The 19,980-nt window shown below is 67.9% G+C and carries 21 protein-coding genes and 1 riboswitch; of the genes, 14 read left to right on the plus strand and 7 right to left on the minus strand.

Annotated elements, in window-relative coordinates:
- Nucleotides 1–54: 54 nt before the first annotated feature.
- The 3 genes from C2868_RS10705 to C2868_RS10715 form a co-directional block, all read right to left on the minus strand.
- Complete coding sequence (locus C2868_RS10705; protein ID WP_103663319.1) at nt 55–1,122, minus strand: BMP family protein; 1,068 nt, start codon at nt 1,120–1,122, stop codon at nt 55–57.
- Between the two features lie 184 nt (nt 1,123–1,306).
- Nucleotides 1,307–2,311: a nucleoside hydrolase gene (locus C2868_RS10710; protein ID WP_258034433.1), complete on the minus strand. Its 1,005-nt coding sequence runs from the start codon at nt 2,309–2,311 to the stop codon at nt 1,307–1,309.
- Nucleotides 2,308–3,420, minus strand: a complete 1,113-nt coding sequence (locus tag C2868_RS10715; RefSeq protein ID WP_103663320.1) for a mannose-1-phosphate guanylyltransferase — start codon at nt 3,418–3,420, stop codon at nt 2,308–2,310. Before C2868_RS10715 ends, C2868_RS10710 begins: the two co-directional genes overlap by 4 nt.
- A gap of 178 nt (nt 3,421–3,598) precedes the next feature.
- On the opposite strand from C2868_RS10715, the gene sdhC reads away from it, so the two are divergent.
- The 14 genes from sdhC to C2868_RS10785 all read left to right on the plus strand — a co-directional run bounded on the left by sdhC (nt 3,599) and on the right by C2868_RS10785 (nt 16,161).
- A complete protein-coding gene (gene sdhC / locus C2868_RS10720; protein WP_258034434.1) occupies nt 3,599–4,027 on the plus strand; it encodes a succinate dehydrogenase, cytochrome b556 subunit in 429 nt (142 codons plus the stop codon).
- Nucleotides 4,027–4,482, plus strand: coding sequence for a succinate dehydrogenase hydrophobic membrane anchor subunit (locus tag C2868_RS10725; protein ID WP_100810174.1), 456 nt, complete (start codon nt 4,027–4,029; stop codon nt 4,480–4,482). The genes sdhC and C2868_RS10725 overlap by 1 nt, the downstream gene beginning before the upstream one ends.
- A gap of 41 nt (nt 4,483–4,523) precedes the next feature.
- The gene (gene sdhA, locus C2868_RS10730) at nt 4,524–6,329 is read left to right on the plus strand and encodes a succinate dehydrogenase flavoprotein subunit (RefSeq protein WP_100810173.1); all 1,806 of its coding nucleotides are present in this window, start codon (nt 4,524–4,526) and stop codon (nt 6,327–6,329) included.
- Nucleotides 6,329–7,108, plus strand: a complete 780-nt coding sequence (locus tag C2868_RS10735; protein ID WP_100810172.1) for a succinate dehydrogenase iron-sulfur subunit — start codon at nt 6,329–6,331, stop codon at nt 7,106–7,108. The genes sdhA and C2868_RS10735 overlap by 1 nt, the downstream gene beginning before the upstream one ends.
- A 55-nt stretch (nt 7,109–7,163) precedes the next feature.
- Nucleotides 7,164–8,393 (plus strand): YihY/virulence factor BrkB family protein, encoded by a 1,230-nt coding sequence (locus C2868_RS10740; protein WP_103663321.1) that lies wholly within the window; start codon nt 7,164–7,166, stop codon nt 8,391–8,393.
- A 49-nt stretch (nt 8,394–8,442) separates the two neighbouring features.
- Nucleotides 8,443–9,321 carry an exodeoxyribonuclease III gene (locus tag C2868_RS10745; RefSeq protein ID WP_103663322.1) on the plus strand — a complete coding sequence of 293 codons (879 nt, stop codon included), beginning with the start codon at nt 8,443–8,445 and terminating at the stop codon, nt 9,319–9,321.
- A gap of 43 nt (nt 9,322–9,364) precedes the next feature.
- A complete protein-coding gene (trpS, locus tag C2868_RS10750) occupies nt 9,365–10,369 on the plus strand; it encodes a tryptophan--tRNA ligase (protein WP_103663323.1) in 1,005 nt (334 codons plus the stop codon).
- Nucleotides 10,370–10,523: 154 nt separating this feature from the next.
- Nucleotides 10,524–11,084 (plus strand): GNAT family N-acetyltransferase, encoded by a 561-nt coding sequence (locus C2868_RS10755; RefSeq protein WP_103663324.1) that lies wholly within the window; start codon nt 10,524–10,526, stop codon nt 11,082–11,084.
- Nucleotides 11,085–11,137: 53 nt separating this feature from the next.
- A complete protein-coding gene (locus C2868_RS10760; RefSeq protein WP_103663325.1) occupies nt 11,138–12,013 on the plus strand; it encodes an Fpg/Nei family DNA glycosylase in 876 nt (291 codons plus the stop codon).
- Nucleotides 12,014–12,075: 62 nt separating this feature from the next.
- A riboswitch (FMN riboswitch) is annotated at nt 12,076–12,224 on the plus strand.
- A 67-nt stretch (nt 12,225–12,291) separates the two neighbouring features.
- Nucleotides 12,292–13,332, plus strand: a complete 1,041-nt coding sequence (gene ribD / locus C2868_RS10765) for a bifunctional diaminohydroxyphosphoribosylaminopyrimidine deaminase/5-amino-6-(5-phosphoribosylamino)uracil reductase RibD (protein ID WP_103663326.1) — start codon at nt 12,292–12,294, stop codon at nt 13,330–13,332.
- A 1-nt stretch (nt 13,333) separates the two neighbouring features.
- Complete coding sequence (locus C2868_RS10770; protein WP_103663327.1) at nt 13,334–13,969, plus strand: riboflavin synthase; 636 nt, start codon at nt 13,334–13,336, stop codon at nt 13,967–13,969.
- Nucleotides 13,966–15,240 carry a GTP cyclohydrolase II gene (gene ribA / locus C2868_RS10775; RefSeq protein WP_100810165.1) on the plus strand — a complete coding sequence of 425 codons (1,275 nt, stop codon included), beginning with the start codon at nt 13,966–13,968 and terminating at the stop codon, nt 15,238–15,240. The genes C2868_RS10770 and ribA overlap by 4 nt, the downstream gene beginning before the upstream one ends.
- Complete coding sequence (gene ribH / locus C2868_RS10780; protein ID WP_100810164.1) at nt 15,237–15,719, plus strand: 6,7-dimethyl-8-ribityllumazine synthase; 483 nt, start codon at nt 15,237–15,239, stop codon at nt 15,717–15,719. The genes ribA and ribH overlap by 4 nt, the downstream gene beginning before the upstream one ends.
- Nucleotides 15,720–15,807: 88 nt before the next feature.
- Nucleotides 15,808–16,161, plus strand: a complete 354-nt coding sequence (locus C2868_RS10785; protein ID WP_100810163.1) for a Fe-S protein — start codon at nt 15,808–15,810, stop codon at nt 16,159–16,161.
- A 6-nt stretch (nt 16,162–16,167) separates the two neighbouring features.
- Here C2868_RS10785 and C2868_RS10790 read toward each other — a convergent pair whose 3' ends face one another.
- The 4 genes from C2868_RS10790 to C2868_RS10805 all read right to left on the minus strand — a co-directional run bounded on the left by C2868_RS10790 (nt 16,168) and on the right by C2868_RS10805 (nt 19,963).
- Nucleotides 16,168–16,995, minus strand: coding sequence for an ABC transporter permease (locus tag C2868_RS10790; RefSeq protein WP_181003444.1), 828 nt, complete (start codon nt 16,993–16,995; stop codon nt 16,168–16,170).
- Nucleotides 16,992–17,864, minus strand: coding sequence for an ABC transporter permease (locus C2868_RS10795; RefSeq protein WP_100810162.1), 873 nt, complete (start codon nt 17,862–17,864; stop codon nt 16,992–16,994). The genes C2868_RS10790 and C2868_RS10795 overlap by 4 nt, the downstream gene beginning before the upstream one ends.
- Entirely contained in the window at nt 17,861–18,802 is a 942-nt protein-coding gene (locus tag C2868_RS10800; RefSeq protein WP_103663328.1) for an ABC transporter ATP-binding protein, read from the minus strand. Before C2868_RS10800 ends, C2868_RS10795 begins: the two co-directional genes overlap by 4 nt.
- A gap of 162 nt (nt 18,803–18,964) precedes the next feature.
- On the minus strand, nt 18,965–19,963 hold the full coding sequence (locus tag C2868_RS10805; RefSeq protein WP_103663329.1) for a VOC family protein: 999 nt from the start codon (nt 19,961–19,963) through the stop codon (nt 18,965–18,967).
- Nucleotides 19,964–19,980 lie beyond the last annotated feature (17 nt).

The following is a 19,980-nucleotide window of genomic DNA, read 5'->3' on the forward strand; positions in this document are numbered from 1 at the left end:
CGACCGATCGGCCGCCCCGGAATGCGTGCGTGCGTCGTTACGGCGCTCTTGTCGTTACGGCGCAGCGAGCGGGTCGATCGACCCGTCGATGATGCCGGCCTTCAGCTCGTCGAGCTTCGTCTTGATCTCGTCCGAGACCTTGTCGTCGAACTCGCCGAAGCTGCTGAGCGCGGTGCCGTCGTTCGCGAGGGTGCCGATGTAGGGCTCGATGTCGAACGCCTCACCGTCGGCGAGCGCCTGGATCACGTCGAACACGGCCTGCGTCATGCGCTTCTCGACCGAGGTCAGCGTGATGTCGGCGAGCTCGGGCTGCGTGACGGCGATGTCCTTGTCGACACCGAGCATGACGGCGTTGCCGCCGGACTCGCGGATCGCCTCGGCGGTAGCCGTGAACAGGCCGCCGGCGACCGGGAAGATCACGTCGGCGCCGGCGGTGAGCTGGCCCTCCGAGATCGACTTGGCCAGGCCGGTGTTCTCGAAGTCGCCCACGAAGTCGGTCATGCCGACGACGGTGACCGGGGTGCCGGTCTCCTTCTCGTAGTACTTCGCGCCGTTCTCGAAGCCGTTCATGAAGACGGTGACGGCGTCGATGTCCATGCCGCCGTACGTGCCGACCGTCTTGGTCGTCGAGTAGGCCGCGGCGAGGTAACCCGCGAGGAAGCTGGACTCGGCCATCGAGTACTGGATGGGCTTGAGGTTGGTCTCGCCCGAGTTCCAGCCGTCGATCCAGACGAAGTGCGCGTCGGGGTTGTCGTTCGCGACGTTGGTCATGACGTCGTTGATCGAGAAGTTGAAGCCGACGGCGAAGGTCACGTCGCAGCCTGCCTCGACCATCGCGGTCAGGTTGGGCTCGAAGTCTTCACCGCTGGAGGACTCCAGACCCTGGATCTCGACGCCCAGTTCGTCCTCGGCCTTGACGAGGCCGCCGTAGGCCGCCTCGTTGAAGCTCTTGTCGTTCCAGCTGCCCTCGTCGGAGACGGCGCAGGCCAGGAAGTCGGTGTCGGCAGCGGGCGAGCCGCTCGCGTCGTCCTCGGGGGCGGCACCACAGGCGGTGAGCATGAGGGCGGCGACGCCGGCGATCGCTGCGGCGCCGAGCGCGCGCTTGCGGGTGAATGATTTCACGGGATTCCTCTCTTGGTTCAGCCCCGGGAACGCGAAGCGAGCCGGGACGGACAAAGAAACGTTACGTCGTGTGACGTGACTCCCGACACCGCTGACGGGCTCTGGACGCGAAGCGTTATCAAAGCGCTACCGATCCGAAACATGACCGTTCGCGGCCCCATCGCGTGCGGCCGCGAACGTGACGTCAGAACCCGCGGATAGACCTGCTCGGGACGACGTGCGCGGCGAGCAACCGACGGATGTAGCCGAAGAATCCGTCCGCGTCGACGCGCTCGATGACGCGGGCGTTCGGCTCCAGGTCGTGCACTCCCCAGGACATCGCCGAATAGCCACGTGTCAGGTCCGACCCCGTCTCGACGTCGACGGCGTATCGCGACGACTCGAGAACGAGCTCGGGACGCACCAGCACGGCCGCCGTGAGCGAGTCGGGATGCGTCGACCCCGGGATGCCGACCGACTCGTCGAACGCCAGCGTGGTGTCGACGATGCGCGTGAAGAAGGCCGCGAGGGGCGTTCCGATCTCGGCGAGCTCGGCAAGCCGGTCGCGCGAGAAGACCGCATCGCGCAGGGTCAGCGGGTCCCACGGGATGACGGTGATGTCGAAGCCCGCGGCGAAGACGGCCTTGGCGGCCTCGGGGTCGACGTAGAAGTTGTACTCGGCCGCGGCCGTGATGTTGCCCCGCCCGTTGTTCGAGCCGCCCATGATGTAGAGCTCGCCGACGTTCCGGACGAAGTCGGGGTCTTTCACGAGCGCCGTGGCGATGTTCGTCAGCGGCCCGATCGCGACGATCCGGAGCGTGCCCGGGTTCTCGGCGGCCAAGCGGATGAGGGCGTCTACCCCGTGTTCGGCGGACACCTCGAGGCCGTCCTCGTCGATCGAGAGACCGCCGGAGCCGTCGCCGTGGACGTTCTCGGCCGAGACCCAGTCGCGCACGAGCGGACGCCGGCAGCCGAGGTGGATCGGCACCTCGCCGAGGCGACCCGCGGCGGCGAGCGTCAGGTGGGCGTTGCGCACCTGCTGGTCGAACCCGACGTTACCCGCCACCATCGTGATGGCGAGCAGGTCCGCGGCCGGATCGAGCAGCCCGACGAGCAGGGCGACACAGTCATCCTGCGCCGTGTCGGTGTCGATGACGAGAGGGATCGGGCTCTGTGCGACGACGGCCTCGGCAACCGCATCTACGGTCACAGGACTTGGCCCTGTCCACTGAGCTTCAGGGCATCCACGACGCCCTTGACGCGCTGGGCGTGCTCGCTCGTCGTGACGAGCAGCGCGTCCTCGGTGTCGACGATCACGATGTCCTGCACGCCGATGACGCTGATCACGCGCTGCGTCTGCGAGACCACGATGCCGCTCGAGGCATCCGCCAGCACGCGCGCGTTGCCGCCGAGGATGGCGAGCTCGCCGCGTCCGCGCGAGTTCAGCTTGGCGAGGCTCGCGAAGTCCCCCACGTCGTCCCAGTCGAAGTGACCCGGGATGACGGCCAGGCGACCCCGCTCGGCGGCGGGCTCCGCCACGGCGTAGTCGATCGCGATCCTCTTCAGCCGCGGCCAGACACGGTCGACCACGGGACCACGGCGTTCGCGATCGTCCCACGCCTCGGCGAGCTCCATGAGGCCGGCGTGCAGCTCGGGCTCGTTGCGCTCGATCTCGGCGAGCAGCACATCGGCGCGCGAGATGAACATGCCCGCGTTCCAGAGGTAGGAGCGGTCCGCGTAGTACGCCTTGGCGGTTTCGAGGTCGGGCTTCTCGACGAATCGTTCGACGGCAGCCGCCTCGGGCGCCCCGTCGACGACCAGCTCATCGCCCTTCTTGATGTAGCCGAAGCCGACGGACGGTTCGGAGGGCTGGATGCCGATCGTGCAGATGTACCCCTCGCGCGCGACGGAAACCGCCTGCTGCACCGCGAACTCGAAGGTCCGCACGCCGCGGATGACGTGATCGGCCGCGAACGAGCCGATGATCACGTCGGGCTCGCGGTGCGACAGGACGGCGGCCGCCAGGCCGATCGCGGCCGCGGAATCGCGCGGCTCGGACTCGAGCAGCACATTGGCATCCGGGATATCCGGGAGCTCCGCCTCGACGGCGGCGCGGTGAGCGCGACCCGTGACGACCGCGATGCGGTCCTCCCCCGCCAGCGGCGCGAGCCTGTCCCAGGTGTCGCGCAGCAGCGTCTGCCCCGAACCCGTCAGGTCGTGCAGAAACTTCGGGGCGTCGGCGCGCGAGAGCGGCCACAGCCTGCTACCTACACCGCCCGCCGGAATGACGGCGTAGAAGCCTTCTATCGGATGTGCCATGCAGCCAGGTTAGCCGGGGCGCTCCGCTGCCATCGAACCCACTCGAACTCTCTCGACATCGAGATAGTTAGGATGGCCTAATCCCCTTAGCGTCGCAGACCGGCAATAGGATGTTCATAGCGCTCGAGCCGCGTCGGCCCGGCGCATCCGTACCTCGCACCGATCAGGGAGGACGACCGTGTCCGCAGACACCCGCCAGGCACTGTCGATCTCAGAGACCACTTCCAAGCGCCCGGCCGGCACGCTCTACCGCGGCCGCGAGGGCATGTGGTCCTGGGTTCTACACCGCATCACCGGCGTCGCCATTTTCTTCTTCCTGCTGGTGCATGTGCTCGACACCGCGCTCATTCGCGTGTCACCCGAGGCATACGACGCGGTCATCGGTACCTACAAGAACCCGATCATGGGCATCGGCGAGGTCTTCCTCGTCGCGGCGATCGCGTACCACGCCTTCAACGGCCTGCGCATCATCCTGATCGACTTCTGGTCGAAGGGCGCGAAGTACCAGCGCCAGATGTTCTGGATCGTGATCGGCGTCTGGGTCGTCACGATGGCCGCATTCACACCCCGACATCTCATCAACGTCTTCTCGGGAGGTGGGCACTGATGACCGCTGACACGCTCGCGGCGCCCCGATCGCCCTACGCCCGGCCGAAGCGCCGCGGCATCAACCTCGAAAAATGGGGTTGGGTCTACATGCGCGTCTCCGGCGCGATCCTGGTCGTCCTGATCTTCGGCCATCTGTTCGCCAACCTGATGGTCGGCGACGGCATCCACGGCATCGACTTCGGCTTCGTCGCGGGCAAGCTGGCGAACCCGCTCTGGCAGTGGTGGGACGTCGCCATGCTGTGGCTCGCGCTGATCCATGGCGGCAACGGCATGCGCACCATCGTCAACGACTACGTGGCGCACCCGACCGCGCGTCGCGTGCTGGTCTGGGCGATCGGACTGTCCGCCGCGTTCCTCATCATCCTCGGCACGCTCGTGGTCTTCACCTTCGACCCCTGCATCGGGGTCACCGAATCGAGCACCCTGTGGGAGTCGTGCCAGGCCGCGGCCTGACACGCTCCTCGACGACCCCCTCTACGTAAGGCAACCTCACTGTGACGACGACCGTGACCGGCACCGATCGCAAGACCGACGTGCACCACCATCAGTTCGACATCGTCATCGTCGGCGCCGGCGGCGCCGGCATGCGTGCGGCGATCGAGGCCGGCCCGCACGCCAAGACCGCGGTGATCTCGAAGCTCTACCCGACGCGCTCGCACACGGGCGCCGCGCAGGGCGGCATGGCCGCGGCGCTGGCGAACGTCGAAGAGGACTCGTGGGAGTGGCACACCTTCGACACCGTCAAGGGCGGCGACTACCTGGTCGACCAGGACGCGGCCGAGATCCTCGCGAAAGAGGCGATCGACGCGGTCATCGACCTCGAGAACATGGGCCTGCCCTTCAATCGCACCCCCGAGGGCAAGATCGACCAGCGCCGCTTCGGTGGCCACACGGCCGACCACGGCAAGACGCCCGTTCGCCGCGCCTGCTACGCAGCCGACCGCACGGGTCACATGATCCTGCAGACGCTGTTCCAGAACTGCGTCAAGCTCGGCATCAACTTCTTCAACGAGTTCTACGTGCTCGATCTGCTGACGTCGAAGGATGCCGAGGGCAAGACCCAGACGTCCGGCGTCGTCGCGTACGAACTCGCCACGGGTGACCTGCACGTCTTCCACTCCAAGGCGGTCATCTTCGCGACCGGCGGGTTCGGCAAGATCTACAAGACGACCTCCAACGCGCACACGCTCACGGGCGACGGCGTCGGCATCGTCTGGCGGAAGGGCCTGCCGCTCGAGGACATGGAGTTCTTCCAGTTCCACCCGACCGGACTGGCCGGCCTCGGCATCCTCCTGACCGAGGGAGCGCGCGGTGAAGGAGCCATCCTCCGCAACGCCTCCGGCGAGCGTTTCATGGAACGCTACGCGCCGACCATCAAGGACCTCGCACCGCGTGACATCGTCAGTCGCTGTATGCAGCAGGAGGTCGCGGAGGGCCGCGGCGCGGGTCCCCACAAGGACTACGTGCTGCTCGACTGCACCCACCTCGGCGCCGAGGTCCTCGAGACCAAGCTCCCCGACATCACCGAGTTCGCACGCACGTACCTGGGCGTCGACCCGGTCGTCGAGCCGGTTCCCGTCATGCCGACCGCGCACTACGCGATGGGCGGCATCCCGACCAACGTCGCGGCCGAGGTACTCGCCGACAACGACACGGTCGTTCCCGGCCTCTATGCCGCCGGCGAGTGCGCGTGCGTCTCGGTGCACGGCTCGAACCGTCTCGGCACCAACTCGCTGCTCGACATCAACGTCTTCGGCAAGCGGGCCGGCAAGAACGCCGTCGAGTACGTCAAGACCGCCGAGTTCGTGCCGCTCCCGGAAGACCCCGCGGGCGCGGTGCGCGACCTCATCGAGGGACTGCGCGCCGGCACCGGAACCGAGCGGATCTCGGTCCTGCGCAAGAAGCTGCAGGAAGAGATGGACAAGAACGCCCAGGTATTCCGCACCGAGGAGTCCCTGACGCACGTGCTCGGGGTCATCGAAGAGCTCCGCGAGCGCTTCATGAACATCCACGTCGACGACAAGGGCAAGCGCTACAACACCGACCTGCTCGAGGCCGTCGAACTCGGATTCCTGCTCGACATCGCCGAGGTCGTGGTCGTCACCGCCCGCAACCGCAAGGAGAGCCGCGGCGGCCACATGCGCGACGACTTCCCCAAGCGCGACGACGAGGTCTACATGAAGCACACCATGGCCTACCTCACCGGCGACCCGCACTCGTCCAAAGCAGACGACCACATCTCGCTCGATTGGAAACCCGTCGTGATCACGCGCTACCAGCCGATGGAGAGGAAGTACTGATGTCCGCCACCCTCGTCGAAACGACCGAAACTCCTGCCGAGACCGAGGTCGTCAACGACACGGGCATCCAGTCCTTCCTGGTGACGTTCATCGTCCGCCGCTTCGATCCCGAAGTGGACGACGAACCGCGCTGGGTCGACTACGACGTCGAGCTCTACTCGACCGACCGCGTGCTCGACGCCCTGCACAAGATCAAGTGGGAGGTCGACGGGTCGCTGTCCTTCCGCCGCTCGTGCGCCCACGGGATCTGCGGATCCGACGCGATGCGCATCAACGGACGCAACCGGCTCGCGTGCAAGACCCTGATCAAGGATCTCGACATCTCGCAGCCGATCTACGTCGAGGCGATCAAGGGCCTGCCGCTCGAGAAGGACCTGATCGTCGATATGGAGCCGTTCTTCGCCTCGTACCGCGAGGTCAAACCGTTCCTGATCGCGAACTCGACGCCCGAGCCGGGCAAGGAGCGCGTGCAGTCGATCGTGAACCGCGAGATCTTCGACGACACGACCAAGTGCATCCTCTGCGCCGCATGCACCTCGTCGTGCCCCGTGTTCTGGACCGACGGTCAGTACTTCGGTCCCGCCGCGATCGTCAACGCGCACCGCTTCATCTTCGACTCGCGCGACGACGCGGGCGACGTGCGCCTCGACATCCTGAACGACAAAGAGGGCGTGTGGCGTTGCCGCACGACCTTCAACTGCACGGATGCGTGCCCCCGAGGCATCCAGGTGACCCAGGCGATCGCCGAGGTCAAGCAGGCCATCCTCCGCGGCAAGTAGCCCGTTCGACGGGTCCGGCCGACGCGGGAACGGCCGGGCTCGCTAGCCTGGAGTCGTGAGTACGCGCCGCCCGACCGACGATCAGGAACCGGAATCCGGTGACTCCGTCGGCGGACCGGATGACGCCGGCGGGCGCTGGGAGTCGGCGCAAGAGGCCTTGCGTCGCCGCCTCGAGGAGCCCGTGCAGCGCGCGACCCAGCTGACGCGGCAGACGCTCGCGTGGTTTCCGATTCGTGTCTGGCGGCACTTCCTGCGCCACAACGGGTTCCTGCTCGCCGCGGGGGTGAGCTACCAGTCGCTGTTCGCGATCTTCGGCGTGATCTATCTCGCCTTCGCGATCGTCGGCCTGTGGATCGGTGCGAGCCCCGCGGCCATCAACCGGATGATCGACATCATCAACGAGTACATTCCCAACCTGATCAGTGAGAACGGTCTGGTCACCCCCGAACAGGTCGAGTCCGTGACGACGTACACGGCGACAACCCTCGGCATCACCGGTGCGGTCGCGCTCGTGGTCGTCGTCTGGACCGCGATCGGATTCATCACCTACGCCCGGCGTGCGGTCCGCGACATCTTCGGCCTGCCCTTCGACAGCCGCTCCTACGTCCTGTTGAAGGCTCGCGATTTTCTCGCCGCCGTGATTCTCGCCGTCGCACTGCTCGTCGGCTTCGCCGTCAGCAGCATCGCCACCTGGGCGCTGACGCTGCTGTTCACCGGATTCGGGATCGGTGACCTGAGTGTGCTGTCGAACGTGACCGCGCGCACCGTGTCGCTCATCGTCTCGTTCGCGATCAACGGCGCGGCGATGGCCGCCCTGTTCCGGTTCCTGACGGGCGCGGCGCTCGCCTGGCACCGGATCTGGCCGGGCGCGCTGCTCGGCGGAGCAGCCATCACGGTGCTCCAGGTCGGTGCGGGCGTGCTCTTGATCTACACGCCTTCGAACCCCCTGCTGGCGACCTTCGCCGTGCTGATCGGGTTCTTGCTGTGGTTCCGTCTGATCGGCGTCGTCATCCTGGTCGCCGGGGCGTGGATCGCAGTGGGCGCGGCCGACCGCAACCTCGCCCTCACCGAGCGCACGGAAGAAGAGGTACTGCGCGACGAATACCGGGCACTGCTCGTGGCGGCCGAGGTTCGTCTGCGCGACGCACGCATCGCCCGCGACGGGGCACCCTGGTACGGCGCATGGCGCGCGGGTCGCGACGTGCGACGCGCCGAGGACGAACTGGCCCGGGTGCGCGCCTCTCCCCCACCGGAGCCCAAGCCGCGCGGCTTCCTGCTCGACTGACCCGCGCGGCCGCATCGACCGCCCTTGCCGGTCCCGCGGTGTCCGAAGCATGTCCGAGGCCGTGGCTACAGTAGAGCGCGTGCCTCGATCCATCCGCATCGCCTCTGTCAACGTCAACGGCATCCGAGCGGCGGTGCGCAACGGCATGGCCGGATGGCTCGACCGTGCCGATGTCGACATCCTCGCGCTGCAAGAGGTGCGCGCCGAGCGCACTCACGTCGAGTCCGCGCTACCCGGTTGGAACCTCGTGCACGACGAGTCCCTGACCAAGGGCCGCTCGGGCGTCGCCATCGCAACCCGGCTGCCGATCGCCGATTCGCGCATCGAGCTCGGCGACGAGACGGTCGATTCGCGCGGCCGGTGGATCGAGGCCGACCTCGACATCGACGGCGAGCAGCTGACCGTCGTGAGCGCCTACGTGCACTCCGGCGAGGATGGCACGCCCCGACAGGATGCGAAGTACGGATTCCTGAATGCGATGGAGCGCCGGATGCCCGAGCTCGCCGCCGATGGTTCGCTGTCCGTGATCATGGGCGACCTGAACGTCGGCCATCGCCAGCTCGACATCAAGAACTGGAAGGGCAACGTCAAGAAGGCCGGGTTCCTGCCCCGCGAACGCGCGTACTTCGACCGCTTCCTCGGACCCGCGGGCGAGCCGGTGACGGGCGTGGACGGATCGGTGGGAATGGGGCTCGGGTGGGTGGACGTCGGCCGCCGTTTCCATGGCGAGGTAGACGGGCCCTACACGTGGTGGTCGAACCGGGGTCAGGCCTTCGACAACGACACCGGCTGGCGCATCGACTATCAGCTCGCGGCACCGGCGCTCGCCGACCGGGTGACCGACTATCGGGTCGCCCGTGCCGCGGCGTACGCCGAGCGCTGGAGCGATCACGCCCCGGTCATCGTCGACTACACACTCGGCCGGTAGCACCGCGCGCGGGCCGAAGCATCCCCCGACCTAGAATCGATGGGTGACCAAAGCGCGCCTGTACTCCGGAATGCAGCCCTCGGCGGATTCCCTCCAGATCGGTAACTACATCGGTGCGTTGCTGCAGTGGCGCGATCTGCAGGAGTCGTACGATGCGTTCTTCTCGGTCGTCGACCTGCACGCCCTCACGCAGCCCAACGACCCGGCCGAGCTGCGCGAGAAGACCCGCCGCACGGCCGCGCAGTACATCGCCGCCGGGATCGAGCCATCCAAATCGACGCTGTACGTGCAGTCGCACGTGCCCGCGCATGCCGAGCTGGCGTGGATCCTCGGAACGCTGACCGGTTTCGGCGAGGCCGGGCGGATGACGCAGTTCAAGGACAAGTCCAGCCGTTACGGGCAGGATGCGACATCCGTCGGCCTCTTCACCTACCCGGTGCTGATGGCTGCCGACATCCTGCTGTACCAGACCGCCGTCGTGCCGGTCGGTGACGACCAGAAGCAGCACATCGAACTGACCCGCGACCTCGCGGAGCGGTTCAACGCGCGGTACGGCGAGACCTTCCGTGTGCCGATGCCGATGATCCAGCAGGAATCGGCGCGTATCTACGACCTGCAGAACCCCCTCGCCAAGATGTCGAAGTCCGCGGAGTCGGACGCGGGCGTGCTCTGGTTGCTCGACGACCCGGCCGCCACCGCCAAGAAGGTCATGCGAGCCGTGACCGACAGCGAGGGTGCGGTGCGGTACGACCGCGAGAACAAGCCCGGAGTGTCGAACCTGCTCGTGATCTATGCGGCTCTGACGGGACGCCAGATTCCGTCGATCGAGGACGAGTATGCGGGGCGCGGCTACGGCGACTTCAAGAAGGGCCTCGCCGACGTCGTCGTGTCGGAGTTCGAGCCGGTCCGGGCGCGTGCGCTCGAACTCCTCGATGATCCCGCGGAGCTCGACCGGGTGCTCGCCGCCAACGCCGACCGGGCCGAATCCGTCGCGAACTCGACGCTCGACACGGTCTACGAGCGCGTCGGGTTGCTGCGCCGCCGCTGAGCTCTTGAGCTGGGGGCCCGAGCGCACGGGTCGGACGTGCGGTCCGGGCCCGAGAGCCCACCCCGCCGGGACTGAATCGCGAACGGCGAGTCGGGCCGAGGCGAGAGCGGGGCCCGAAATCGAGGAGAGGGCAGGCGCGAGATAGGGTCGCGGGGTGGAACCCGTCATCCTGCACACCGAACGGCTCGAGCTGTCCATTCCGGTCGCGTCCGACATCGACGCGATCACCGAGGCGGCGCAGGACCCCGCGGTCCCCCGCTGGACGACGCTGCCCTCGCCGTACTCGCGCTCGGACGCAGAAGAGTTCGTCGAGCTCAGCGCCCGGCGGTGGGAAGCGGGCACCGATCTGACGTGGGCGGTCCGCGTCGACGGCGCATGGGTGGGCGGCATCGGCCTCCACGGCGTCACCGTCGGCGGTGACGCCGAGATCGGATTCTGGATGGCGGAGTCGGCTCGCGGCCACGGCTACCTGACCGAGGCGGCCGCACGCGTGGTCGACTTCGCGTTCACCGAACCGCTCTCGCTCGCGCGCATCCAGTGGCGCGCCATAGCGGGCAACGTCCCCTCGGCTCGCGCCGCCCGCGCGCTCGGCTTCCGGTACGAGGGTCTGCTGCGGCAGGGTCTGTCGGATCCGCGCGGTCGGCACGACGGGTGGATCGCGGGCCTGCTCCCCGCGGACGAGCGCACGCCTCATCCCTGGCCCATGCTGGACTGATCCCGCACGATCGGACCTGCCCGGCGTCGGTGCCCCATGGCAGGATTGGCGCCATGCCGGAGATGCCCGAGGTGCAGGGACTCGTCGATTTTCTGCGCGGACGGATCGTCGGGCTGAACGTGACGCGCATATCGGTGGCCCAGATCGCGGCGCTGAAGACCTTCGACCCGCCCGTGCACGCCCTGCACGAGGCATCCGTCGTCTCGGTCGACCGCGCCGGCAAGTTCGTGGACATCGGATGCCGCGGGCCCGCCGACGAACCACTGCATCTGGTCTTCCACCTGGCCAAGGCGGGGTGGCTGCGCTGGTATGACGCCGTGCCGACGACCCTCGTCAAGCCCGGGCGATCACCCATCGCGGTCCGGGTCTCGCTGAGCGATGGCTCGGGATTCGATCTGACCGAGGCCGGCACGAAGAAGTCGCTCGCCGTGTACATCGTGCGCGATCCGGCCGACGTTCCGGGCATCGCACGGCTGGGACCCGACCCCCTCGACCCCGCGTTCACGGCCGAGACGCTCACGGGTCTGCTCGCGGGACGACGGACTCAGATCAAGGGGGTGCTGCGCGACCAGTCGATCATCGCGGGCATCGGCAACGCCTATTCGGACGAGGTTCTCCACGTCGCACGCATGTCTCCCTACGCCCTGGCTGCTTCGCTGACCCCGGCCGACGTGCGGGGCCTGTACGACGCGATGCGCGCGACGCTCGAGGATGCCGTGTCCACCGCCTCCGGCAAGCCGCCCGCCGATCTGAAGGATGCGAAGCGCCGCGGGATGCGCGTGCACGGGCGACGGGGTGAGGCCTGCCCCGTCTGCGGAGACACCGTGAGAAGCGTCTTCTTCGCCGACAACTCGCTCGAATACTGCGCGACCTGCCAGACCGGCGGCAAGGTGCTGGCCGACCGCCGGATGTCGCGGCTTCTCAAGTAGAGACTCACCGTTTCGGCCGGGAATGCACCGGCGGTCTGGGCGTTGGATAGGATCGAGAACGATAACGTGCTCCGGGGTCGGTGAGAATCCGAACCGGCGGTGAAAGTCCGCGAACTGCGGCGCTTCGGCGCTGAGGTTGATCCGGTGGAATTCCGGAACCGACGGTGATGCGTGGGAAACCACGCGAGTCCGGATGAGAGGCAGCACGCGGCGACCATCTTGACGGTCGCCGATACGCAACTTGTTGTGACAACCCCGGATGAACCGAAGGATCCGGGATGACGTACAGCGATACCGAGTGGCAGGCCATGGGCCGCGCGCGCGAGTTGGCGCTCCTCGGTCCCCGGGGCATCAACCCGCAGGTCGGTGCCGTCGTCCTGAGCCCGAGTGGCGACGTCCTCGCCGAGGGGTGGCATCGGGGCGCGGGCAATCCGCACGCCGAGATCGAGGCCCTCGCGCGCCTGTCGCCCGCGGAGGCACGGGGCGCGACCATGGTCGTCACTCTCGAGCCGTGCAACCACACGGGTCGCACCGGGCCGTGCGCGGTTGCCCTGATCGAAGCCGGGGTGGCGCGCGTCGTCTACGCGGTGACCGATCCGGCCGAGCCGTCCGCCGGCGGCGCGGACCGCCTGCGCGCCCACGGCATAGACGTCGAGGGGGGCGTGCGCGCCGACGAGGTCACCGAGACGCTCGAGTCGTGGCTCACGGTCGTTCGACTCGGCCGCCCGTTCGTCACCGTCAAGTGGGCGCAGAGTCTCGACGGTCGCGCGGCCGCAGATGACGGCTCGAGCAGGTGGATCACCGGGTCGGATGCGCGCGCCGATGTACACCGTCGTCGCGCGGAGGCGGACGCGATCGTCGTCGGCACGGGAACAGTGCTCGCCGACGACCCCGCCCTGACCGCCCGCCTGGCGAACGGCGAGCTCGCCCCGTCCCAGCCCCTCCCCGTCGTGATCGGGACGCGCCCGGTGCCCCGGGACGCGGCGCTGCGGAGTCATCCGCGCGGTGTTCTCGAATCGCGCACCCACGACCTACGGGGCGTACTCGACGAGCTGCGCGAACGCGGTGTACAGAGCGTATTCGTCGAGGGCGGACCCACGCTCGCGAGCTCCTTCATCCGTGAGGGCCTGACCGATCGCGTGTTGGCCTACGTCGCCCCGGTGCTGATCGGAGGCACGAAGACGGCGATCGGCGACATCGGCGTCGAGACCATGTCGCAAGCGCGCCGCCTCGCGCTCACCGACGTGCAACGACTGGGCGATGACCTGCTGCTCGTCGCCGAACCCATACCCACCCGCCCCGACGAAAGGACCCACTGACGTGTTCACCGGAATCATCGAAGAGATCGGCGCCGTCACGGCGATCGAAACCTCGGGCGACGGGGTGCGACTCAGCGTCCGCGCGCCGCTGGCGACATCGGATGCCTCGCACGGCGACTCGATCTCGGTCAACGGGGTCTGCCTGACCGTCGTCGACAGCGACGACGCGTCGTTCACCGCGGACGTCATGCGTCAGACGCTCGACATGTCGACGCTCGCGGACCTCGCTCCCGGGCGCCCGGTGAACATCGAGCGCGCGACGGCCGTCGGCACGCGCCTGGGCGGACACGTCGTTCAGGGTCACGTCGATGGCACGGGGGTTATCCGCGAGGTGCGACCGGGCGAACGCTGGCGGGTCCTCCGCGTCGGCGTCCCCGCGAACCTCGCACCCCTGGTCGTCGACAAGGGGTCGATCGCCATCGACGGCGTCTCTCTGACGGTGAGCGCCGTGAGCGACCCGAGCGCGCCCGAGCCATGGCTCGAGGTCTCCCTGATCCCCGAAACGCTCGAGGCGACCACACTCGCCGAGCGCGTCCCCGGTGACGCCGTCAATCTCGAAACAGACATCCTCGCCCGCCATGTGCAGCGCATGCTCGCATTCACCGCAACACCCCCGAGTGAAGGAGGCTCACGATGAGCCTTTCCCCCATTTCCGCGGCCCTCGACGCACTCCGCGCCGGACGCCCGGTGATCGTCGCCGACGACGAGAACCGAGAGAACGAGGGCGATGTCGTCCTCTCTGCCGAACTCGCAACACCCGAGTGGGTGGCGTGGACGGTCCGCTGGTCGTCCGGCTTCATCTGCGCGCCCATGCCCGCCGAAATCGCCGACGCGCTGGATCTGCCCCCCATGGTGGCGCACAACGAGGATGCCCGGGGCACGGCGTACACCGTCAGTGTCGACGCCGCCGACCGCATTTCGACGGGGATCAGCGCCGCGGACCGCGCCCACACCCTCAATGTGTTGGCGAACCCTGACTCGACGCCGAGCAGCGTCACCCGCCCCGGGCACGTGCTGCCCCTCCGCGCCGTCGACGGCGGCGTGCGCGAGCGAGGCGGGCACACCGAGGCGGCGGTCGAGCTCATGCGGCTCGCCGGGCTGCGCCCCGTCGGCGCGATCGCCGAGATCGTTGCCGAGGACGGCAGCATGATGCGCTTGCCCGGGCTGATGGAGCTCGGCGAGCGCGACGACGTGCCCGTCATCACGATCGAACAGCTCATCGCGTACCTCGAAGAACACGAGCCCCGTCAGGTCGACGCGCAGTCGGTGCACCGCCGCCGCGTGAGTCTTCGTGCCGAGTCGCTCGTCCCGACGCGCCACGGGACATTCCGGTTCTTGGCCTACAAGGATCGCGTCACGGGTACCGACCATCTCGCCGTCGTCTCGGGCGAGATCTCGGATGCGCCGCTCGTGCGCGTGCATTCCGAGTGTCTGACGGGCGAGGCATTCGGATCGCTCAAGTGCGAGTGCGGTCCCCAGTTGAACGCCGCGCTCGACAAGATCGACGCGCAGGGCGGGATCGTCGTCTACATGCGCGGCCACGAGGGACGCGGCATCGGACTGATCAACAAGCTGCGCGCCTACAGCCTGCAAGAGGCGGGCCTCGACACCGTCGACGCGAACCTCGCGCTCGGGCTTCCCGCCGATGCACGCGACTACGCGGCCGCCGCAGGTATCCTCGCGGACCTCGGCGTCGAGCGTGTGCGACTCATGACGAACAACCCCGACAAGGTCGATCAACTGCGCGAGTTCGGCCTCGACATCGTCGAGCAGGTGCCCCTGTTGGTCGGTGTGGGCCCCAACAACCACCAGTACCTCGAGACCAAGCGCGACCGGATGGGTCACTTGATCGCCGATCAGGAGCTCACCGACGCATTCGCCGACATGAAGACGGGAAACGACGTATGAGCGGTAAGGGGGCGCCCGCCGTGCGGGTCGGAGAAGGACCGGATGCGACGGGGATGCGGGTCGTGATCGTCGCGGGTGAGTGGCACCAGCAGATCACCGACGGCATGATCGCGGGTGCGACACGTGCACTCGACGAAGCCGGGGCCGACCACTCCCTCGTGCGCGTGCCCGGCTCGTTCGAGTTGCCGGTAGCGAGCAAGGCAGCGCTCGAGGCCGGGGCCGATGCGGTGGTCGCTCTCGGCGTCATCATTCGCGGCGGAACCCCGCACTTCGAGTTCGTCTCGTCGGCCGCGACCGATGGTCTGACGCGTGTCGCGCTGGACACCGGCAAGCCGGTCGGCTTCGGCGTGCTCACACTGGACGACGAGCAACAGGGAATCGACCGGGCGGGTCTGCCGGGCTCGCGCGAGGACAAGGGTTACGAGGCCGCGGATGCCGCCATCCGCACGGCCCTCGTGCTGCGGGCGCTACGCGCCTGACCCTCCCGCGCACAATCGACGATCGCGGCCGCCGGGGTGAGGCCCGCCTTCCTGGCGAAAAGCGACCACCCGCCCTACCGTGGGCATCATGGAGATCTTGCGTCACATCGTCGTGTTCGTCCACCTCACCGGGTTCGCGCTGCTGTTCGGCGCCTGGGCCGCGCAGGCCTGGGGCGGAAAGCGCCAGATCACGGGCCTGATGTACGTCGGCCTCGTGATCGCGGCGGTCGCGGGTCTCGCGCTCGCGGCTCCGTGGGGCATCGAGTACGACCTCAACTACGCCAAGATCGGCGTGAAGCTCGTCGTCCTGCTGATCATCGGAGCCCTGATGGGCATCGGTCAGGCGCGGGGTCGCCGCAACGGCAGCGTCCCCCCGCCGCTGTTCTGGTCGATCGGCGTGCTGACCCTGCTCAACGCGGGCATCGCGGTCATCTGGCGCTAGCTGCTCCTAGTCCAGGAACAGGGCCCGCAGCCGCTTCGTCGTGAACACCAGGCCGATCGCGATCATCACGACGTAGTAGAGAACGTGCCACAGCATCCCCGGGTGCAGCGACCCCGTCGTCAGCCCGCGGACGAGTTCGACCCCGTGCCAGAGCGGTAGGGCGCGCACGATCGCCTGCACCCACTCGGGGTACACGGTGATCGGGTAGAACGTCGCCGAGAACAGGAACATCGGCAACAGCAGGAAATTGATCCAGTCCATGTGCTGGAACGCCTTCATATAGCTCGTCACGGCCATTCCGAGGCTCGCGAACCCGAAGGCTATGAGCATGACGGCCGGCAGGGCCAGGATCGCGGTCCACGACAGGTTGAGCCCCGCGAACTGCATGATGATGAGGAATCCGGTCGCGTAGAGCAGCCCGCGCAGGAGGGCGTACAGGATCTCGCCGAGCGCGACATCCAACGGCCCGAGCGAGGTCGCGAGCATCCCCTCGTAGAGCTTGCCGTAGTTGAGCTTGAAGAACACGTTCCACGTCGAGTCGTAGATCGCACCGTTCATGGCCGACACCGCGAGCAGGGCGGGCGCGATGAAGGCGGCATACGAGACGACGAGACCCGCGGATGTCTCGACGGTTCCGATGAGCGCACCCAGCCCGATGCCCATCGAGGCGAGGTAGAACACGGGCTCGAAGAATCCCGACAGAACGACGATCCAGCTCGACGAGCGGGCGGCGAGCAGGCCTCGCTGCACGACCGCTCCGGGGTTGCCCGCCCAGAGCGCGCGCACCCCGCCGCCACGGACCGGCCGCGCTTCGGTCATGACTTCCGCGCTCATCGGGCGAGCCTCCGCGTGAAGATCCGGCGGGCGAGCAGGTAGCCGCCGACCGACAGTGTCGTAAGGTAGGCGATATGCACGACGATCATGAGGATCGATTCGTCGCGCCCATAGGTGAGAGCGCGACCGAGCTCGGTGGCGTGCCAGAGCGGTGAGATCCATCCGATCCACTGCAGCCACACGGGCAGCGTCACGAGCGGGTAGAACGTTCCCGAGAACAGGAACATCGGCATGAAGACGAAGCGCTGGACGAGTGCGAACTGGCCCCGATCGTCCGGCAACGATGAGGCGTAGGCCAGGAGCGGTGCTCCGAAGGCGAGTCCGGCGAGCAGACCGACCAGCACGGCGATCCAGCCGGTCGCGAGCAGTGGCACCGCACCGAACAGGCACAGGAACGCGAAGTACGCGACGGCGACGACCACCATCCGGGCGGTCGCCCCGAATACGACGCCCGTCGCGATCTGGGCGCTCGACAGCGGCGACGCGTTGAAGCCGAAGAAGTAGCGGCGCCACTTGAATCCGGCCATGACCGGATAGGTGAACTCTTCGCTCGCGACCGAGATCGTCGCCGTCATGAGCAGCGCGGGCGCGACGAACACGAGGTACGACACCTCGCGTCCGCCGTCGACGATCGGGACGTCGATCAGCGCGGCGAGGCCCACCGCGAGACCCAGCAGGTACAGGATCGGCTGTCCGAGCGCACCGACGACGATCGTCCATCCGTATGCCCGCATCGCCCGGACCATGTGCTCGGTGACGTACCACGCGCCCCGCGCACGAGGCCGTCGACCCCACGCGAGGGCCTCCTGACGCAGCTCGTCGAGCGACGGCGCGTCGTTGAGCGAGGGCGAGGCGAGCCGGTCGCTCATTCGATCAGCGACCTTCCGGTGAGGCGCAGGAAGACATCCTCCAGGCTCGACCGGCGAACGAGCGATGTGATCGGTTCGAGTCCGAGCTGCGTGATGCGCTCGAGCGCGTGCTCGCCGTTGTCGGTGTAGATCAGCACGCGGTCGGGCAGCACCTCGACCCGCTCGCCGATGCCCTCGAGTCGCGGCGCGACCTCGGCGTTGCGGTCGGATCCGAAGCGCACCTCGAGCACCTCGCGCGTCGAGTGGGCGCGGATGAGGGACGCGGGGGTGCCCTCGGCCATGATGCGACCCTTGTCGACGACGATCAGGCGGTCGCAGAGCTGCTCTGCCTCGTCCATGTAGTGGGTCGTGAGCACGAGGGTCGTGCCGCGCTCCTTCAGACGGAACAGCCGGTCCCAGAGGACATGCCGGGCCTGGGGGTCGAGCCCGGTCGTCGGCTCGTCGAGCAGCAGGATGCGCGGGTCGTTGACGAGTCCGCGCGCGATCGTCAGGCGCCGCTTCATCCCGCCCGAGAGCTGATCCACCTTGCTCGTCGCCTTGTCTTCGAGCTGGGCGAAGGCCAGCAGCTCGTCGGCCTTCTGCCGGCAGACGCTCGCGGGCAGACCGAAGTAGCGCCCGTAGATGAAGAGGTTCTCGCGGGCGTTGAGTTCGCCGTCGAGGTTGTCCTGCTGCGGCACGACCCCCAGGCGCGAACGGATGTCTGGACCGTGCCGGTCGGGATCGAGCCCCAGGATCGACAGGTCGCCGCTCGTGCGCGTCGACACGGCACCGATCATCTTCATCGTCGTGGACTTACCTGCTCCGTTGGGCCCGAGCAGCCCGAACGACTCCCCCGGAGCGACCTCGAAGCTCAGCCCGTCGACGGCGACGAAGTCCGGCTTCCCCTTCACTCGATAGGACTTGACGAGGGAGTCTGCGGAGATGACGGCTTCTGGCACCGCACCACCCTAGTCGCAGGCTACGACATCACACTCGCTCGGACGGAGCTCGCGCCGACGCGAACATCTCGAAGGACAATCCGTTCCCTCGACCCCGGAAATCATGCATTCCCGGGCGTTCCGAACGAATTCTTCCTTCGAGATGTACGCCGGCGGGCTCCGTCAGAGCTTGCGGCCCTCGAGCGCTGCGCGATCGATCTCTTCCTGGTTCTCGACGAACGGCGTGCCGTGCGTGTGGAACGTCGCGACCGTCTTCATACCCCAGGCCTGACCCTTGGCACGCTCGGCTGCCGTCCACTCCACGACCGGCCAGTCCGGGTCGAGGATCAGACGCGCGCCCGCGTTGGCGAACTCGATGCGGTTGCCGCCGGGCTCCCAGACGTACAGGAAGAACGTCTGGTTGATGGCGTGCTTGTAGGGGCCGTACTCGATGTAGACCTTGTTCTCGAGGAAGATGTCGGCGGCCTTCAGAATGTCCTCGCGCGTGTCCGGGGCGAGGGCGAAATGATGGAAGCGGCCGCGGGTTCCCGTCCAGTCCTCGGAGTACACGACGTCGTACGACTTCTGCGCGAATCGGAACCACCACGCCGCGTATCCGCCCTCGTCCTTCACGACGCGCTCGGACTCGCGCGCGCCCATGACGTCGCGCCAGAACTCGCCAGCCTTGGTGACATCGGCGGCGAGGTAGTTGATGTGGTCCATGCGGCGCACGTTCACGCCGCGGCCCGGGAACGCCGAGGCCTGGTTCTTCAGCGCCGGGGTGTCCTTCTCGTCCGGCACGTAGTGCTCGGTGTCGTAGTAGATGGCCATGAGGTGGCCATCCGGGTCCTCGAACTCGTAGGAACGACCGACGCCGACCTCGGGATCGCGCCAACCGTGGCCGAGCCCAGCGGCCTCGATCGCCGCGACCCGGCGCTCGAGTGCCTCCTCGCTCGACGCGCGGTAGAGCGAGCGGCCGACGCCGTTCGTGTCGGAGGCGGTGAGCTTGATCGTGTAGAGCTGGTACTCGTCCCAGCAGCGCAGGTACGCCGAGTCGCCGATGCGGGCGACCTCGCGCATCGCGAGCAGGTCGCGGAAGAACCACAGGCTCTCTTCGAACTCGGGGGTGAACAGCTCGACGGCGCCCAGGTGGGCGATGTCGAAGTTCTCGGTGCGGGCCATGGGGGTGTCCTCTCTGA

The sequence above is a fragment of the Microbacterium sp. CJ77 genome (assembly GCF_002911615.1).
Classification (GTDB): Bacteria; Actinomycetota; Actinomycetes; order Actinomycetales; family Microbacteriaceae; genus Microbacterium.

Excerpts from the sequence above, each read along its gene's own strand:
- C2868_RS10760 (WP_103663325.1), top strand. The coding sequence starts at position 11,138 with ATGCCGGAGATGCCCGAGGTGCAGGGACTCGTCGATTTTCTGCGCGGA.
- C2868_RS10790 (WP_181003444.1), bottom strand. The coding sequence starts at position 16,995 with ATGAGCGCGGAAGTCATGACCGAAGCGCGGCCGGTCCGTGGCGGCGGG.
- C2868_RS10805 (WP_103663329.1), bottom strand. The coding sequence starts at position 19,963 with ATGGCCCGCACCGAGAACTTCGACATCGCCCACCTGGGCGCCGTCGAG.
- ribD (WP_103663326.1), top strand. The coding sequence starts at position 12,292 with ATGACGTACAGCGATACCGAGTGGCAGGCCATGGGCCGCGCGCGCGAG.
- C2868_RS10725 (WP_100810174.1), top strand. The coding sequence starts at position 4,027 with ATGACCGCTGACACGCTCGCGGCGCCCCGATCGCCCTACGCCCGGCCG.
- ribA (WP_100810165.1), top strand. The coding sequence starts at position 13,966 with ATGAGCCTTTCCCCCATTTCCGCGGCCCTCGACGCACTCCGCGCCGGA.
- C2868_RS10785 (WP_100810163.1), top strand. The coding sequence starts at position 15,808 with ATGGAGATCTTGCGTCACATCGTCGTGTTCGTCCACCTCACCGGGTTC.
- C2868_RS10745 (WP_103663322.1), top strand. The coding sequence starts at position 8,443 with ATGTCCGAGGCCGTGGCTACAGTAGAGCGCGTGCCTCGATCCATCCGC.
- C2868_RS10715 (WP_103663320.1), bottom strand. The coding sequence starts at position 3,420 with ATGGCACATCCGATAGAAGGCTTCTACGCCGTCATTCCGGCGGGCGGT.
- C2868_RS10735 (WP_100810172.1), top strand. The coding sequence starts at position 6,329 with ATGTCCGCCACCCTCGTCGAAACGACCGAAACTCCTGCCGAGACCGAG.
- C2868_RS10795 (WP_100810162.1), bottom strand. The coding sequence starts at position 17,864 with ATGAGCGACCGGCTCGCCTCGCCCTCGCTCAACGACGCGCCGTCGCTC.
- ribH (WP_100810164.1), top strand. The coding sequence starts at position 15,237 with ATGAGCGGTAAGGGGGCGCCCGCCGTGCGGGTCGGAGAAGGACCGGAT.